Annotated in this window: 19 protein-coding genes and 2 pseudogenes; 5 read left to right on the forward strand and 16 right to left on the reverse strand. The window is 69.8% G+C overall.

The features are described 5' to 3' along the window. The 4 genes and pseudogenes from GBO37_RS13550 to GBO37_RS13565 form a co-directional block, all read right to left on the reverse strand. Positions 1–286, reverse strand: a pseudogene (locus GBO37_RS13550) (efflux transporter periplasmic adaptor subunit); the annotation flags it as partial. A 54-nt stretch (positions 287–340) separates the two neighbouring features. Then, positions 341–1,147 (reverse strand): uracil-DNA glycosylase family protein, encoded by an 807-nt coding sequence (locus GBO37_RS13555; RefSeq protein ID WP_046001232.1) that lies wholly within the window; start codon positions 1,145–1,147, stop codon positions 341–343. 27 nt (positions 1,148–1,174) lie between these two features. Then, positions 1,175–1,876 carry a response regulator gene (locus GBO37_RS13560; protein WP_252929566.1) on the reverse strand — a complete coding sequence of 234 codons (702 nt, stop codon included), beginning with the start codon at positions 1,874–1,876 and terminating at the stop codon, positions 1,175–1,177. A 7-nt stretch (positions 1,877–1,883) separates the two neighbouring features. Next, a complete protein-coding gene (locus tag GBO37_RS13565; RefSeq protein WP_046001230.1) occupies positions 1,884–2,402 on the reverse strand; it encodes a MarR family winged helix-turn-helix transcriptional regulator in 519 nt (172 codons plus the stop codon). A gap of 156 nt (positions 2,403–2,558) precedes the next feature. On the opposite strand from GBO37_RS13565, the gene GBO37_RS13570 reads away from it, so the two are divergent. Beyond that, entirely contained in the window at positions 2,559–3,425 is an 867-nt protein-coding gene (locus tag GBO37_RS13570) for a branched-chain amino acid aminotransferase (protein ID WP_369799449.1), read from the forward strand. A 43-nt stretch (positions 3,426–3,468) separates the two neighbouring features. Here the strand turns inward: GBO37_RS13570 and GBO37_RS13575 are convergent, their stop codons facing one another. From GBO37_RS13575 to GBO37_RS13615, 9 genes and pseudogenes are all read right to left on the reverse strand, one after another. Then, positions 3,469–3,657, reverse strand: a complete 189-nt coding sequence (locus GBO37_RS13575) for a hypothetical protein (protein ID WP_252929568.1) — start codon at positions 3,655–3,657, stop codon at positions 3,469–3,471. Between the two features lie 82 nt (positions 3,658–3,739). Beyond that, positions 3,740–4,204, reverse strand: a complete 465-nt coding sequence (locus GBO37_RS13580; protein ID WP_046001228.1) for a PTS sugar transporter subunit IIA — start codon at positions 4,202–4,204, stop codon at positions 3,740–3,742. Between the two features lie 104 nt (positions 4,205–4,308). Next, complete coding sequence (hpf, locus tag GBO37_RS13585) at positions 4,309–4,884, reverse strand: ribosome hibernation-promoting factor, HPF/YfiA family (RefSeq protein WP_045984022.1); 576 nt, start codon at positions 4,882–4,884, stop codon at positions 4,309–4,311. A 179-nt stretch (positions 4,885–5,063) separates the two neighbouring features. Beyond that, positions 5,064–5,718, reverse strand: a pseudogene (locus GBO37_RS13590) (ABC transporter ATP-binding protein). Further along, complete coding sequence (gene lptA, locus GBO37_RS13595) at positions 5,718–6,197, reverse strand: lipopolysaccharide transport periplasmic protein LptA (RefSeq protein ID WP_252929570.1); 480 nt, start codon at positions 6,195–6,197, stop codon at positions 5,718–5,720. The pseudogene GBO37_RS13590 and the gene lptA overlap by 1 nt, the downstream one beginning before the upstream one ends. A gap of 40 nt (positions 6,198–6,237) precedes the next feature. Beyond that, entirely contained in the window at positions 6,238–6,846 is a 609-nt protein-coding gene (locus GBO37_RS13600; RefSeq protein ID WP_252929572.1) for a hypothetical protein, read from the reverse strand. 2 nt (positions 6,847–6,848) lie between these two features. After that, the gene (locus GBO37_RS13605) at positions 6,849–7,793 is read right to left on the reverse strand and encodes a KpsF/GutQ family sugar-phosphate isomerase (protein ID WP_252929574.1); all 945 of its coding nucleotides are present in this window, start codon (positions 7,791–7,793) and stop codon (positions 6,849–6,851) included. 39 nt (positions 7,794–7,832) lie between these two features. After that, positions 7,833–8,447, reverse strand: coding sequence for a ribonuclease D (locus GBO37_RS13610; RefSeq protein ID WP_127897359.1), 615 nt, complete (start codon positions 8,445–8,447; stop codon positions 7,833–7,835). A 109-nt stretch (positions 8,448–8,556) separates the two neighbouring features. Beyond that, on the reverse strand, positions 8,557–8,844 hold the full coding sequence (locus tag GBO37_RS13615) for a DUF2218 domain-containing protein (protein WP_252929576.1): 288 nt from the start codon (positions 8,842–8,844) through the stop codon (positions 8,557–8,559). A gap of 181 nt (positions 8,845–9,025) precedes the next feature. Here GBO37_RS13615 and GBO37_RS13620 point away from each other — a divergent pair, with 181 nt between their 5' ends. Genes GBO37_RS13620 through GBO37_RS13635 form a run of 4 tightly spaced genes read left to right on the forward strand, consistent with a single transcriptional unit; the run spans position 9,026 to position 12,597 of the window. Beyond that, positions 9,026–9,925, forward strand: a complete 900-nt coding sequence (locus GBO37_RS13620) for a siderophore ABC transporter substrate-binding protein (RefSeq protein WP_252929578.1) — start codon at positions 9,026–9,028, stop codon at positions 9,923–9,925. Then, on the forward strand, positions 9,925–10,893 hold the full coding sequence (locus tag GBO37_RS13625; protein ID WP_252929581.1) for an ABC transporter permease: 969 nt from the start codon (positions 9,925–9,927) through the stop codon (positions 10,891–10,893). Before GBO37_RS13620 ends, GBO37_RS13625 begins: the two co-directional genes overlap by 1 nt. Then, complete coding sequence (locus GBO37_RS13630; protein ID WP_252929583.1) at positions 10,886–11,842, forward strand: iron chelate uptake ABC transporter family permease subunit; 957 nt, start codon at positions 10,886–10,888, stop codon at positions 11,840–11,842. The genes GBO37_RS13625 and GBO37_RS13630 overlap by 8 nt, the downstream gene beginning before the upstream one ends. Then, the gene (locus GBO37_RS13635) at positions 11,839–12,597 is read left to right on the forward strand and encodes an ABC transporter ATP-binding protein (RefSeq protein WP_252929585.1); all 759 of its coding nucleotides are present in this window, start codon (positions 11,839–11,841) and stop codon (positions 12,595–12,597) included. The genes GBO37_RS13630 and GBO37_RS13635 overlap by 4 nt, the downstream gene beginning before the upstream one ends. Positions 12,598–12,767: 170 nt before the next feature. On the opposite strand, the gene GBO37_RS13640 is transcribed toward GBO37_RS13635, so the two are convergent. The 3 genes from GBO37_RS13640 to exbB form a co-directional block, all read right to left on the reverse strand. Continuing rightward, positions 12,768–13,649 (reverse strand): TonB family protein, encoded by an 882-nt coding sequence (locus GBO37_RS13640; RefSeq protein WP_252929587.1) that lies wholly within the window; start codon positions 13,647–13,649, stop codon positions 12,768–12,770. Next, positions 13,646–14,107, reverse strand: a complete 462-nt coding sequence (gene exbD / locus GBO37_RS13645; RefSeq protein ID WP_127897366.1) for a TonB system transport protein ExbD — start codon at positions 14,105–14,107, stop codon at positions 13,646–13,648. The genes GBO37_RS13640 and exbD overlap by 4 nt, the downstream gene beginning before the upstream one ends. A gap of 3 nt (positions 14,108–14,110) precedes the next feature. Continuing rightward, on the reverse strand, positions 14,111–14,904 hold a 794-nt coding region (exbB, locus tag GBO37_RS13650; protein ID WP_252929589.1), incomplete at its 5' end, for a tonB-system energizer ExbB.

The raw sequence follows: 14,904 nt of genomic DNA on the forward strand, positions 1-14,904 counted from the left end.
CCTGCAGGGCGGGGTCCAGCTGGACGATGCGGCCCCCGGCACCCGCGCGCAGCTGCAGTTCGCGTCGTGACAGGACCTGGCCGAACACCTGCATCTGCGGCTGGACCACCCCCGGCGCGACCGTGACCAGCCGCGCGGCATAGACCTGTTCGGCAGGGGCGCGCACCGCGGGTCCGTCCCCGTCCGGCGTCACCGCACGCCACAGGATCCCCGCGGCCAGCATCAGCAGGGCCAGCGTCAGGAAGGTCAGGAACAGCCCCAGAAGGCTGCGGGACAGGAAACGCATGCGGATGGTCCATCTATGGGATGGCCGGGATAGCGCATGATGGGCAAACGAAACCTAAACGGAAAGCGATTCCAGCCGCGCCTGCAGCGACAGAAGGTCCGCCCAGGCCTCGCGCTTGGCGGCAGGGTTGCGCAGCAGATAGGACGGGTGCGTCATGGGCAGCGCGGGCCGCCCGAACGCCTGCACCCACTGGCCGCGCAGGCGCAGGATGCCGCGTTTCTCGATCGCCGCCTGGCAGGCGATGTTGCCCATCAGCACGATCAGGTCGGGCGCCACCAGATCGACATGGCGGCGCAGGAACGGCAGGCTCACGGCAATTTCATCGGGCTCGGGGTCGCGGTTTCCGGGCGGGCGCCACGTCAGGACGTTCGTGACATAGAAGGCGCGTTCCGCATCGACCCCGTCGCGCGACAGCCCGATGGCCGCGAACATGCGGTCCAGCATCTGTCCCGCGCGCCCCACGAAGGGGCGGCCCTGCCGGTCCTCCTCGTCGCCCGGCGCCTCTCCAAGAATCAGGACGCGGGCCTTGGGGTTGCCATCGGCAAAGCAGAAATTGCGGGCGCCCTTCTTCAGCTCGATCCCGTCGAACCCCTGCTGGGCCTCGGCCAGCGCGGCCAGGGTGCCGGCCCCGTCGGCCAGCGCCTGCGCCAGGGCCACGCGGCCGGCCAGATCGTCGTCGGCGGGCGGCGGCGGGGCCTGGGGCACGGGGGCCGCGGGCGCCACGCGGGTCGGCAGGTCGAACCGGTCGACCGGCGCATCCAGCATGGGCACGTCGCAGCCCATCTCCAGCTGCCAGTCCAGCAGCGCCAGCGCGCTGTCCCCGTCCAGCGTGATTCCCCGATATGTGGCCTGATCGTTCATCGCCGCACGCTAGGGCCGCGGACCGCCCTAGTCCACCACCAGCATGTAACCGGTGCCCCGCACCGTCTGCAGGAAGCGCGGCTCGCGCGGGTCGGGCTCGATCTTGCGGCGCAGGCGGGTGATCTGGACGTCGATGGCGCGCTCTCCGTTCTCGTCCTCGCCGCCGCCCCGGCCCAGGTCGTCGATCAGGTCGGCGCGGCTGACCGGCTGGCCCCGGCTGGCCGCAAGACGGCGCAGCAGCGCGGTTTCCGTGCCCGTCAGGCGCAGCGGCGCGTCGCCGTTCCACAACTCGCCCTTGTCCGTGTCATAGCGCAGCGCGCCAAGCGTCAGGTATTTCGGCTGCGCCACCTCGACCACCGGCACCCGGCGCAGGATCGCACCGATGCGCAGCAGCAGTTCGCGCGGCTCGAAGGGCTTGGGCAGGTAATCGTCGGCGCCGCTTTCCAGCCCGCTGATCCGGTCCTCGGTCTCGCCCTTGGCGGTCAGCAGCAGGATCGGCGTGTCGATGCGCTCGCGCAGCGCCCGCGTCAGGGACAGGCCGTCCTCTCCGGGCATCATCACGTCCATGACGATCAGGTCGAATTCCAGCCCCGCCAGCAGGCGGCGCGCCTGGACCGCGTCGCGGGCCATGGTGACCATGTATCCGTTCTTGCGCAGGAACCGCCCCAGCAGCGCGCGGATGCGTTCGTCGTCGTCGACGATCAGCAGGTGGCAGTCGGTATGCGTCATGGCGGCCTCAGCGGTCTTCGGGAAGATCCTTCAGCGCCTGATACTGCGCCCGGGTCTCGGGGTCCATCATCGCTTCCAGAACCTGGCGGAACCCCGACACGGCCTGGGGCCCGGCATTGCGATAGGCGGCGCGCATCCGTGCCCGCTGCGCCTCGGACAGGCGGCGTTCCAGGGCGGTGCCCTTGGCCGTCAGGTGCAGCTGGCGTTCGCGCCGGTCGCGCCGGCCGATGCGGCTGTCGACCAGCCCGTCCTCGATCAGGGTGCGCAGCACGCGGTTCAGCGACTGCTTGGTCACGCCCAGCACCGCCAGCAGCGAGGTGACCGTCAGCCCCGGATCGCGATTGACGAAATGCAGCGCGCGGTGATGGGCACGGCCGTAATCCAGCTCGGCCAGGATCAGGTCCGGATCGGCGGTGAAGGCGCGATAGGCAAAGAACATCGCCTCGATCCCGCGGCGCAGCTGGTCGTCGGTCAGGAACAGCAGGTCCTCGCCCATCATCGCCTGGATCCGCGCTTTTTCCTGCATCTGCACCCTCTGTTCGTCACCTGCCCCGGATATGGCAGCGTTGTTGACTTTCTAATCCGTGATTGCTAGCCGTCAAGCATCTTGCGTAACAAACATGCCAAATCCGCCCTGACAGGCGCAAGAATCGAAAAACCGGGCGGCGGATGGAGACATATGATGCTGGCTTACGACGATCGCGACGGCAAGATCTGGATGGACGGGGACCTGGTGGACTGGCGCGACGCCAAGGTACACATCCTGACCCATGCGATGCACTATGCCAGCTCGGTCTTCGAGGGTGAGCGGTGCTATGACGGCAAGATCTTCAAGGGTCATGAACATTCGCTGCGCCTGATCGAATCGGGCCGCCTGCTGGACATGCCGATCCCCTATTCCGCCGAGGAGATCGACGCCGCCAAGGAAGCTGTGCTGAAGGCCAACGGCTTCGAGAACGCCTATGTCCGCGTCGTCGCATGGCGCGGGTCGGGCCTGGACATGGGCGTGTCCGCGGCGCGCAACCCGGTCCGCATGGCCGTCGCGGCCTGGGAATGGGGCAGCTATTACGGCGACGCGAAATGGCAGGGGGCGAAACTGGACGTGGCCAAATGGAAACGCCCCAGCCCCGAGACCATCCCCACCGCCGCCAAGGCCGCGGGCCTCTACATGATCTGCACCATGTCCAAGCACGCGGCCGAGGCCAAGGGCTGTTCGGACGCGCTGTTCATGGACTGGGAGGGTTACGTGGCCGAGGCGACCGGCGCCAACATCTTCTTCGTCAAGGACGGAGAGGTCCACACGCCGCTGGCCGATCGCTTCCTGAACGGCATCACCCGTCAGACCATCGTGCAGATGCTGAAGGACAAGGGCTATACGGTCCACGAACGCCGCATCACGCCCGACGAGCTGGAGGGGTTCCAGGAATGCTGGCTGACCGGCACCGCGGCCGAGGTGACGCCCGTGGGCCAGATCGGCGACTGGCATTTCCAGGTGGGCCAGATCACCCGCGACGTGGCCGAAAGCTATGAGGCCCTGGTCCGCGCCTGAGGCCTGAATGCGGGACCGCCCCTGCGGGCGGTCCCGCTCGGGGTCACTTCAGGTGACCCCGCGCGATGCGGGCGTATTCGGCGGCCTTGCGGCTGTCCTTGGCCCGGGCGTGGGGGCGCGCGTGCAGGGCGCGGATGGCGCCGTGCATCCCGCCCTCGCGGTCCAGGCGCAGGAATTCGCGCAGGCGCGCCGCCCCCTGCATCCGCGGCTTGTCGGCATGATGTCTGGTCATGGTCAGCCCTCCCGTGGGTGTCACCCCCTGGACTATAGGGCCGATCCGGTGCGATTTGAACAGTGTTGTTCGAAAGGCAGGCTCAGGCGGCCTTGATCCCCTGTGCCGCCGACAGGACCGCGTGCAGCGCGACGGGGTCGTCATTGGCGCGCAGCTTGGCGCGCAGGTCCTGATCGCGCAGCGTGCGCGACACCAGCGCCAGCGCCTTGAGGTGGTCCACGCCGCTGCTTTCGGGGGCCAGCAGCGCAAAGATCAGGTCGACCGGCTGGCGGTCCACCGCGTCGAAATCCAACGGCTTGTCCAGCCGCAGGAACAGCCCCGCGACCTTGTCCAGCCCGTGCAGCCGCGCATGCGGCAGCGCCACACCCTGCCCCACCCCGGTCGGCCCCAGGCTTTCGCGTTCCTGCAGCGCGTCCAGCACCTCGGAGGCGTTCAGCCCGTATTCCGCATGGGCCAGATCGGCCAGCTCCTGGAACAGCCGCTTCTTCGAGGTGACCTGTCCCAAGGAACGGACCGCCCCGGGCCGGAGGATTTCAGCAAGTTGCATGGCGCCTTTGTCTTTCCCAAGCTGTCCGCCCCCCGGACATGGCTGTCAGGGGGGCGGCATCCAGTGCGGCCGTCGTCCCGCGTCGTCTGGACGCGGACGTGCGGTCAGCCGTTTCCGCGCGGATCGATCCAACCGACGTTGCCGTCGTCGCGGCGATGGACGACATTGACGCCGCCGTGTTTCTCGTTGCGGAACACCAGCAGAGGGGTGCCCGACAGTTCCATCTGCATCACCGCATCGCCGACCGACAGGGTGGGCACGCGGCTTTGCATTTCGGCGATGATGATCGGCTGCAGGCTGTCATCCTGCGATTCCCATGCATCCTCGTCGGCGGCCAGCACATAGCTGCCTGCCTCGCCGAAGACAACCGGTTCGGGCCGTTCCTTGTGGTGGTCCTTCAGGCGGCGCTTGTAGCGGCGCAGCTGCTTGTCCATCTTCTCGCGGCAGGCCTCGAAGGCGGCATAGATGTCGGTATCCGTCCCGCGCGCGGCCACGTTCAGGCCGGTGGACAGGTGCACGACCGAATCGCACATGAACTGATGCGCGTCCTTGGAAAAGGTCACCGCCGCATCGGTCGGACGCTGAGAGTACTTCTCGATCGTGGCGCCCAGTTCGGTCTTTACATGCGTGCTGAGGGCATCACCCACATCGATGTGTTTTCCGCTGATGGTATAGCGCATCGTCACTCCTCTCCGGTTGCCCGTCGTCGCGGCGCCTGCCCGCCACTGGTGCCGGCAAGGGCGCGAACGGGTTGAACGGGGCGGCATCTCCGCACCCGCATATCTCAATTTGGTGACAGCGCGCGCCGACTGTCAACGGCCCACACGGGGGCGTGACCCTGAATCGGATTTCCGCGCGCTCAGGACAGCGAGAAGCTGTCGCCCAGATAGACCTCGCGCACGCGCGGATCGGCCACGATCTGGTCGGTCGTGCCCGACATCAGCACATGCCCGTCATGCAGGATATAGGCCCGGTCGACGATGCCCAGGGTCTCGCGCACGTTGTGATCGGTGATCAGGACGCCGATCCCGCGCGACTTCAGCGCATGGACCAGGGTGCGGATCTCGCCCACGGCGATGGGATCGACGCCCGCAAAGGGTTCGTCCAGCAGCAGGAAGCCCGGATCGGACGCCAGGCAGCGGGCGATCTCGGCCCGCCTGCGTTCGCCGCCCGACAGGGCCAGCGCCGGCGCCCCGCGCAGATGCGTGATCGAGAAATCGGCCAGCAGCTCCTCCAGCCGGTCGCGCCTGTGGCGGGGGTCGTCGACCGCCACCTCCAGCGCGGCGGAACATCGGCAGGCGCGTGACATCGCGCCCGTCGATCAGCACCTGCCCGGCATCGGCCGTGACCAGCCCCGCGATGCAGTAGAAGCACGTCGTCTTGCCCGACCCGTTCGGGCCCAGCAGCGCCACGACCTCTCCGCGCTGCAGGCTGACGGACACGTCGCGGATCACGGGGCGGTTGCGATAGGACTTGCGCAGGCCGCGCACGTCCAGCCCGGAACGGTCGGTCATCAGTTGGACCCCGGCTGCAGGACGGACCGCACGCGCCCCTGGACCTGCGCCGCGCCCGTCGCCAGGTCGACCGTCATGCGCTCTCCGGCCAGCACGTTGCCCCCCTGGGTCAGCAGCACGTCCCCGGTCAGCAGGACCGACCCCGCGGCGACGTCATAGACCGCCTCGGCGGCCTCGGCCGCGTCCTCCCCAGACATCAGGGTCACGTTGCCGGTCGCGGTTAGGCTGTCGATGCGCTGCTGGTCGCCGGACGCGTACTGCACGGCGACGCGGTCCGCCGATAGGCGCATCTCTCCCTGACCGATGACCACGTTGCCGGTGAACAGCGCGGTGCCGTCGGCCTGATTGACGTCCAGATTGTCGGCCGACACCTCGACCGGGGCCGAGGTGTCGGCCTGCATCCCCCCGAAGGTGGTCTGCGCCAGGGCGGGCATCGGCGCGGCCAGCGCCAGCGCGATCAGCAGGGGGCGAAGGGTCATCGGGTCCTCGATAGGGCTTCGGGCGGAAAGCGGCCCGGTGTCAGGGTTGGTATATCAGACGCACGCCGTCCGAGAAATTCAAGACTGCGGCCCCGCCGCCCGCCGAATCGCCCGCAGTGGCCCCGGCATCGGCATCGGTCGCAGCAGGGGCCAGCCGCATGCGGCCCGCGGTGATGCGGCCAAAGGGCGCCTGCGCCTCGACCCCGCGGTCGGCCTGAAGGACCGACGTATCGGTCCGCGCATCGATCTGCGGCGTGTCCAGCTGCCAGCCGCTGCTGGTGGTCATGCGCACGCCGCCCTCCAGCCGCACCAGCCCGTCCAGCAACCCGCCTTCCGGCGCGGTCAGATCCGCGCGCAGCCCGTCGGGGCGCAGCCAGTCCAGCGCCACGTCCCCCGCCGCCCCGCCGGACCCGCCTGGCGTGACCTGCGCCGCGCGCAGGGTCAGCTGCGCCCCGTCGCCGGTCACCCCACTGTATTCGGGCGCGACGATGCGGTTGTCACGCGCCGCGGCCTGGGCATCGACCTCGGCATAGGGAATGCGCGATTCCACGTCAGAGCCCCGGCTGAACAGGAACATCGTCGACAACATCGCCAGCGCCACCAGCGGCAGCAGCACGCGCAGCCAGCGAACGATGCGGGTCCGCGACATGGTCAGACCAGCCCCGCACGCAGGCAGTCGTGGATGTGCAGGATGCCCCGGGGGCGCCCGTCCTCGACCGCGAACAGGCAGGTGATCTTGCGCTCCTGCATCTGCGCCAGGGCGGCCTCGGCCAGGGCGCCGGGCCCGATGGTGCGCGGCGCGGGCGTCATCACGGAGCGCGCGTCCAGGTCCAGCAGGCCCTGCATGTGGCGGCGCAGGTCGCCGTCGGTGATGATCCCCGCCAGCGCACCGTCCCCGTCCACGACCCCGGTCACGCCATAGCCCTTCTGGCTGATCACCAGCAGCGCCTCGGACATGGGGGCATCCAGCCCGACCAGCGGCAGGTCGGTGTGCATCAGGTCGCCCACCTTCGCCAGCAGCGCGCCCAGCTTGCCGCCGGGATGAAAGGTGCGGAAATGCTCGGGCGTGAACTTGCGATGCTCCATCAACGCGATGGCCAGCGCATCGCCCAAGGCCAGCGTCATCGTGGTCGACGTCGTGGGCACGATCCCGTTGCCGCAGGCCTCCTGTGCGGCGGGCAGCACCAGCCCCAGGTCCGCCTGCCGCATCAGCGTCGATTGCGGCCGCGCCGCAACCCCGATCAGCGGGATCGAGAACCGCCGCGTATGCGCGATCAGGTCGGCCAGCTCGGGCGTCTCGCCGCTGTTGGACAGGACCAGCGCCAGGTCGGATTCGGTGACCATGCCCAGATCGCCGTGGCTGGCCTCGGCCGGGTGCACGAACTGCGCGGGCGTCCCGGTGGAGGCGAAGGTCGCCGCGATCTTGCGGCCCACATGGCCCGACTTGCCCATGCCCGACACGACCACCCGGCCGCGCACCGCCAGGATCATCTCGACCGCGCGCGAGAACTCGTGGCCCAGACCCGCCGACAGGGCCTCCAGCCCTGCGATCTCGACCCCGATCACCCGTCGCGCCGTCTCGATGTAATCCGCCACGCCCTGCCCTTCTTCTTTGTCCAAATACCCGTTGCCCGCTCAGTGGCGAAAGATGTCGCCCTCTTCGCCCCAGCCCAGCAGGTCCAGATGGGCACGCGCGGGCAGAAAGTCAAAGCAGGCCTGCGCCAGACCCAGCCTGTTCTCGCGCTTCAGCCGCTCCTCCAGGGCATCCTTAAGCTTGTGCAGGTGCAATACGTCCGACGCGGCATATTCCAGCTGCGCGTCCGACAGGTCGGCCGCGCCCCAGTCGCTGGTCTGCTGCTGCTTGCTGACATCGACGCCCACCAGCTCCTGCAGCAGGTATTTCAGCCCGTGCCGGTCTGTAAACGTCCGCACCAGCCGCGAGGCGATCTTGGTGCACCAGACGGGCGAGGTGACCACCCCGAACGCGTTCTCCAGCGCGGCGATGTCGAAACGGCCGAAATGGAACAGCTTGACCACCTTGGGGTCGGTCAGCAGCTTGGTCAGGTTCGGAGCCTCGGTCTGGCCCCGGTCGATCTGGACCAGATGCGCCTCGCCGTCGCCCGACGACAGCTGCACCAGGCACAGCCGGTCGCGGCGCGGGTCAAGGCCCATCGTCTCGGTGTCGATGGCCACGACCGGGCCCAGCACGAGATCGTCGGGAAGGTCGTTCGGGTACAGATGGATGCTCATCGCCGGTCCTGCCTGAATTGCGCGCCGCCCGGCCCGTCCCCGGACCCGCGGCTTGGCGCCCCTTCGACCAGAAACCGGCCCGCCAATCCAGCGAAAATCGCGTGACCGGTCAGGCAGGGGGCGTCCAGACCGGGGGCGCGGGCTCCTCGCGATGCGCAAACCGCATCAGGTGGCTTTCGATCACCGCGCGCAGACGCTCCAGCGATTCAGTATCCGCGGCTTCCAGCGTCAGGCGCAGGGACGCGTCCTGTGCCTTGATCCGGGCCACGCCCATCTCGAAGGTCAGCACCGCCAGGCTGTCGTCATGGGTCACCGGGATCTTGTGACCGAAATGCTTGGCCATCGTGCCGGTCAGCGCGGCGGCGCGGGCGGTGGGAAAATCGGCAGTCATGCGCATGGGATGTCCTTTCGCGAATGCCCCGCAGCTAGGATGCCAAAGTGATTGAGTCAACAATTCGCAGCGATATTCCGACAAAAAGACCCTGACATTCTTGCGCGGCGCGCGCGACGGCGCTAAGCCCGCCCGGCGTGCAGCCAGGATCCAGCCACCACGCGCAACCTTGATCGAAAGGATCGCCATGCACCGCATCGCATCGCCCGCCCTGTTGGCCACCGCCCTGATGACCGCGCCGGTCGCGGCCCTGGCCCAGATCACCGTCGATACCGCCCAGGGTCCCGTGACCCTGCAGGACACCCCCGACAGCGTCGCGGTCTATGACATGGCCGCGCTGGACACGATCACCGCCCTGGGCGTGACGCCCACGGGCAGCATCGACAACATCCTGGTCCCCGCCCTGCGCGATGCGGCGGAGGGCGCCACCCCCGTCGGCACCCTGTTCGAACCCGATCTGGAGGCGCTGGCGGGGCTGGCGCCCGACCTGGTGATCGTCGGCGGCCGCTCCTCGACCCAGCTGGCGGCGGTGTCTCAGGTGGCACCGGCGATCGACATGACCTTCGGCCCGGATCTTTTGGCCGATACCCGCGCCCGGATCGACGCCTATGGCGCGCTGTTCGCCAAGACCGCCCAGGCCGAGGAAATGACCGCCACCCTGGACGCCAGGCTGGCCGACCTGCGTGCCGCCGCCGATGGCCAGGGCAGCGCGCTGATCGTGATGACCAACGGCCCCAAGATGTCCGCCTATGGCGCCGGGTCGCGCTTTGGCTGGATCTTCGACGCGACCGGGCTGGAGGAGGCTGTGCCGGGGCTGGACGACGCCACCCACGGCCAGGCGATCAGCCATGAGTTCATCGCCCAGGCCGATCCCGACTGGCTGCTGGTCGTCGACCGCGGCGCCGCCATCGGCGAGGACGGCCAGGGCGCGATGGAGACGCTGCGCTCGGACCTGGTGGCGGGCACGACCGCCTGGCAGCAGGATCACGTGATCCAGCTGGACCCGGCGGCGACCTATATCTCGGCCGGGGGCTACGGCTCGACCATGGCGGTGCTGGACCAGCTGACGCAGGCCTTCGCGGACTGATGCGCCCCCTGCCCGCCCTAGCATCGGCGCTGGTCGCGCTGATGCTGGCCAGCCTGACGGTCGGCGCCGCCGACATCCGCGTGACGGACGCCTTTCGCGATCCGCAGGCCATGCTGGTCCTGCTGGAATCGCGGCTTCCGCGCACGCTGTCGGTGGTGCTGACCGGGGCCGCGCTGTCGGTGGCGGGGGTGCTGATCCAGGCGCTGGTCAGGAACCGCTTCGTCGGCCCCGACACCTCGGGCACGGCCGAGGGCGCGGCGCTTGGCCTTCTGGCCATCACCATCCTCTGGCCCGCCAGTCCCCTGTGGCTGCGCATGATCGCGGCCAGCCTGTCGGCCATGATCACGACCGCGTTGTTCCTGGCCGTGATCCGCCGCCTGCCCGTGCGCGAGGTGATGCTGGTCCCCATCGCGGGGCTGGTCCTGTCGGGGGTGCTGGGGTCGGTCGTGACCTTCATCGGCTGGCAGACCGACCTGATGCAATATGTCGGCACCTGGCTGTTCAGCGGCGAATTCTCGGGCGTGATCTCGGGGCGCTATGAACTGCTGTGGATCGCGGGCGCGGCAGCGGGGCTAGCCTGGTTCTCGGCCGACCGCTTCGCGATCCTTGGCCTGGGCGATCAGGTGGCGACGGGGTTGGGCCTGTCCACGGCGGCGGTGATGCGCCTTGGGCTGGCCGTGGTCTCCGTGGTGACGGCGATGGTGGTGACGACGGTGGGGATGATCCCCTTCGTGGGCTTGGTCGTGCCGAACCTGGTAGCGCGGATCATGGGCGACAACCTGCGCGCATCCCTGCCCGTGGTGGCGCTGGCCGGGGCGGTGCTGGTCCTGGCCTGCGATCTGGCGGGTCGGCTGGTCATCCACCCCTATGAGGTCCCCGCAGGCACCATCCTGGGCGTGCTGGGCGCGGTCCTGTTCCTGTGGCTGCTGCATCGCCGGCCCCCTCGGTCGAAGCCCGCCCATGGATAGGCGGGCGCGGATCATGGTGGGCGGGATGGCGCTGCTGCTGGCGGCGCTGTCGGCGCTGTGGATGCTGCAGGGTCTGGGCGGCGGCAATCGCGGCTTCATCCTGGGCCTGCGCGCAACCAAGCTGGCCGCGCTGACCACGGTCGCGACCGCCATCGGGGTCGCCACTATCCTGTTCCAGACCGTCGCCGCGAACAGGGTGCTTACGCCGTCGATCATGGGCTTCGACGCGCTGTACGTGCTGCTGCAGACGGGCTTTGTGATGGCCTTGGGCAGCACGGGCCTGACCGCCCTGCCCGCGGGCCCGAAATTCCTGGCCGAGATCGCGGTGATGACCGCCCTGGCAGCCCTGCTGTTCGGCACACTGCTGCTGCGCGGCGCGCGGGACCTGCCACGAATGATCCTGACCGGGGTGATCCTGGGCGTGCTGTTCCGGTCGCTGTCGGGGTTCCTGGGCCGCATCCTGGACCCCAACGAGTTCGCCGTGGTGCAGTCGGTCAGCTTTGCCAGCTTCAACCGGGTCGATGCCACGCTGCTGCCTTGGGCGGCGGCGATCACCGCGGCGGCGGTGCTGGTCGCGTGGCGGCTGTCGGCGCGGCTGGACGTGCTGGCGCTTGGACGCGATCCGGCGGTGTCCCTGGGGCTGGCCCATCGCGGCATGGTGCTGGGCGTGCTGGGGCTGGTGGCGGTGCTGGTGTCGGTCTCGACCGCGCTGGTCGGGCCGGTGGCCTTCTTCGGGCTGATCGTGGCGGGGCTGGCGCATGGACTGATGCGGACCGCGCGCCACGCGGCGCTGCTGCCCGCAGCGGCGCTGTCGGCGGCGATCCTGCTGGTGGGGGGACAGTGGCTGTTCGAACGCCAGCTGGGCCAGGCCGCCACCCTGTCGGTCATCGTGGAATTCGCGGGCGGCCTGTTCTTCCTCTATCTGCTGCTGAAGGGACGCATCCGATGATCCAGATCGAAGGGGTCTGCCACGCGATCGCCGGCACGCCGATCCTGCACGACATCACGACGACCCTGCCCAAGGGTCGGCTGACGGCGCTGATCGGCCCGAACGGGGCGGGCAAGTCGACGCTACTACGCCTGATCGGCCGGCTGGAGCCGCTGCAGCGGGGCCGGGTCACCGTGGCCGGCCACGACGTGACCATGACACCGACCGACCGGCTGGCGCAGGTCATGGCGATCCTGGGCCAGCAGACCGCCATCGCCAGCCGCCTGCGCCTGTCCGAGCTGGTGGCCTTCGGCCGCTGGCCGCATCACAAGGGCCGACCGGGGCCGCAGGATCACGCGCTGGTCTGGCTGGCGCTGAAGACCTTTGCCCTGACCGATCTGGCCGACCGGTTCCTGGACGAGGTGTCGGGCGGGCAGGCGCAGCGTGCGCATATCGCGATGGCCTGGGCGCAGGATACCGACTGGCTGCTTCTGGACGAGCCGCTGAACAACCTGGACATGGCCCATGCCCGCGCCCTGATGGGCCGGCTGCGCGGGCTGGTCGACCAGGGCGGGCGCAGCGTGGCGATGGTGGTGCACGAGATCAACTATGCCGCGGCCTGGGCCGATCACGTGATCGCCATGAAGGACGGCCGCGTGGCCGCCGAAGGCACCCCGGCCGAGGTGCTGACCGAGGCGGTGCTGTCGGACCTCTACGACGCGCCCATCCGCGTCGGCGCGCATCAAGGCCGCCCGCTGGTCCTGCACCACGTCTGAAGCGCCGTTGCCGGGCCTCCGGCCCGGCGGAGCCCCGGGGGGCTGCACCCCCCGGACCCCCCGCGCCGGCCACGAATCGCACGGGACGATCCTCACGGCACCGTACCGCGGGGGCGCAGCCCCCGGCGCAAGACGCCCCTTCGATGGGGGCGGCTTGCGCGGCCCTGCGATCAGGGGACGTCTAGGCGGATCGGCAGCCTTAGAGGATAGACCGGATCGGTCAGCGCGGCCGGGGCAGCCGGGCAACGGCCGGCCCGCTGCGCGGCGGTCAGAACGGCCTGATCTACGGCCGGAATCCCTGACGACCCCGAGATGCCGATGCCTTGAATTTGACCGTTGCGTGCAATGGTAACATCCAGCGTGACCCGCCCCCCCTGACGAACGTTCCGGGGCAGCGATGCGCGCCGCTGGATGCAGGCCCCGACCTGCGCGCCCCAAAGCGATGCGGCATCGGCCGCAGCCTGCCGTGAGGCACCGCCGCCCTGAGCATTGCCCGCCGGGCGACTGGTCTCGGCCTGACCGCTCTGCCCGGCGGCCTGTGCCGCCTGCCGGCGTTGCGGTTCGGGCTGACGCTCTGCCGCCGGTTTCGGGTCGCGGCGCGGTTCGGGTTCGGGTTGCGGCTCGGGACGCCGCTGCGGGCGGGTCGAGCTGTCCAGAGCCAGCGCCGTCTGGACCGGAATGTCGGGGGGCGCGAACTGCTGGAAATCGGGTAGGTCCAGCGTCGCCGGGTCGATGGGTTCGACCACCTGATCGGGTTCGGGCTCGGCCTGGGGTTCGGGCTGCGGCTCCTCAGGCAAAGGCTCCTCCTCGGCCTCGACTTCGGGACGGGCGTCCAAGCCGGCGGCAGCCTCCGCGCCCTGGGGCATGTCGGCGGCGGGCGGCATGGCGGGGGCAAGGTCGACGAAGACCGCATCGGGCAGGCCCGGCGGGGCGCCCGCATCCGCGCGCCCCATGATCCAGATCCCCGCCCCCACATGCGCCGCCAGCACCAGGACCGAGGCACCCGCCCACAGCCCCCCTTCGCCCAGCATGCGCAGGGCGCGACCGCTCATGGCGCGGCACCCGCGGCAGGCACGGCCGGGACCTCGGGCGGGGCCTGCACGGCGTCCAGCCCCACCAGGGCGATCTTCAGATAACCGGTGTCGCGCAGCGTGTTCATCACCCCCATCAGGTCGCCATAGGCCACCGCACGGTCTGCGCGCAGGAAGATGCGCTGTTCGCGGTCGCCGCCTGTCGCCGCGGTCAGGGCCGCGGCCAGCGCGCCGGGGGCCACGTTGTCATCGCCCACGGCCAGGCTCAGATCGGGCCTGACGCTGACATAGACGGGCTGCTCGGGGCGTTCGGCCTGGGTCGCGTTCGACACCGGCAGATCGACGTTCACGTCGACAGTCGCCAGGGGCGCGGCCACCATGAAGATGATCAGCAGCACCAGCATCACGTCGATGAAGGGCGTGACGTTGATCTCGTGGTTGTCGGCCAGGTCGTCGGTGTCGCGGATGCCTCCGGCCATGGCCTAGACCCCCGCCGCGGGGCCGCGGCCGCGAAAGTCCAGATCGCGGCTGACCATCTGCTGAACCCCCGCCGCGGCATGGCCAAGACGCATCCGGTAGCCGGTGACGGCGCGGGCAAAGACGTTGTAGATCACCACCGCGGGGATCGCCGCGACCAGGCCGATGGCGGTGGCCAGCAGCGCCTCGGCGATGCCCGGCGCCACGACGGCCAGGTTGGTCGTCTGCGATTCGGAAATGCCGATGAAGCTGTTCATGATCCCCCAGACGGTGCCGAACAGACCCACGAAGGGGGCGGTCGACCCGATGGTGGCCAGCMCCCCCGTGCCCCGTGCCATGCGGCGACCGGCGGCGACCTCGATCCGGTCTAGCTGGGAGGCGACGCGCTCTTTGATGCCGTGATCGCCCGCCTGCGCCAGAGCCGGTTCGGACCGGCAGTATTCCTCGGCGGCAGAGCGGATCATGCGCGACACCGGATCGCGGCGGCGCCCGATCCCGGCCAGGGCGTCCGGCAGGGACGGCGCGGCCTGGATGCGCCGCGTGGCCGACGTGACCCGGCGCGAGGCGGCCCACAGCTCGATCAGCTTCACCAGAAGGATCGTCCAGGTGATGACCGACGCCACCGCCAGCCCGATCATGACCCCCTTCACGACCCAGTCCGCAGCCAGGAACATGCCCATCGGCGACAGGTCATGCGGCAGGCCGGGGTCGCGTTCGGCCACGACCGGCACCGGTTGCGCCGCATCGGCAGGGTCAGCAGGGGTCGCGGTCTGGCCCGGCGCGGCAGGCTGCGCGGGGG

The sequence above is a fragment of the Paracoccus sp. 08 genome (assembly GCF_024105395.1).
GTDB classification, from domain to species: Bacteria; Pseudomonadota; Alphaproteobacteria; order Rhodobacterales; family Rhodobacteraceae; genus Paracoccus; species Paracoccus marcusii.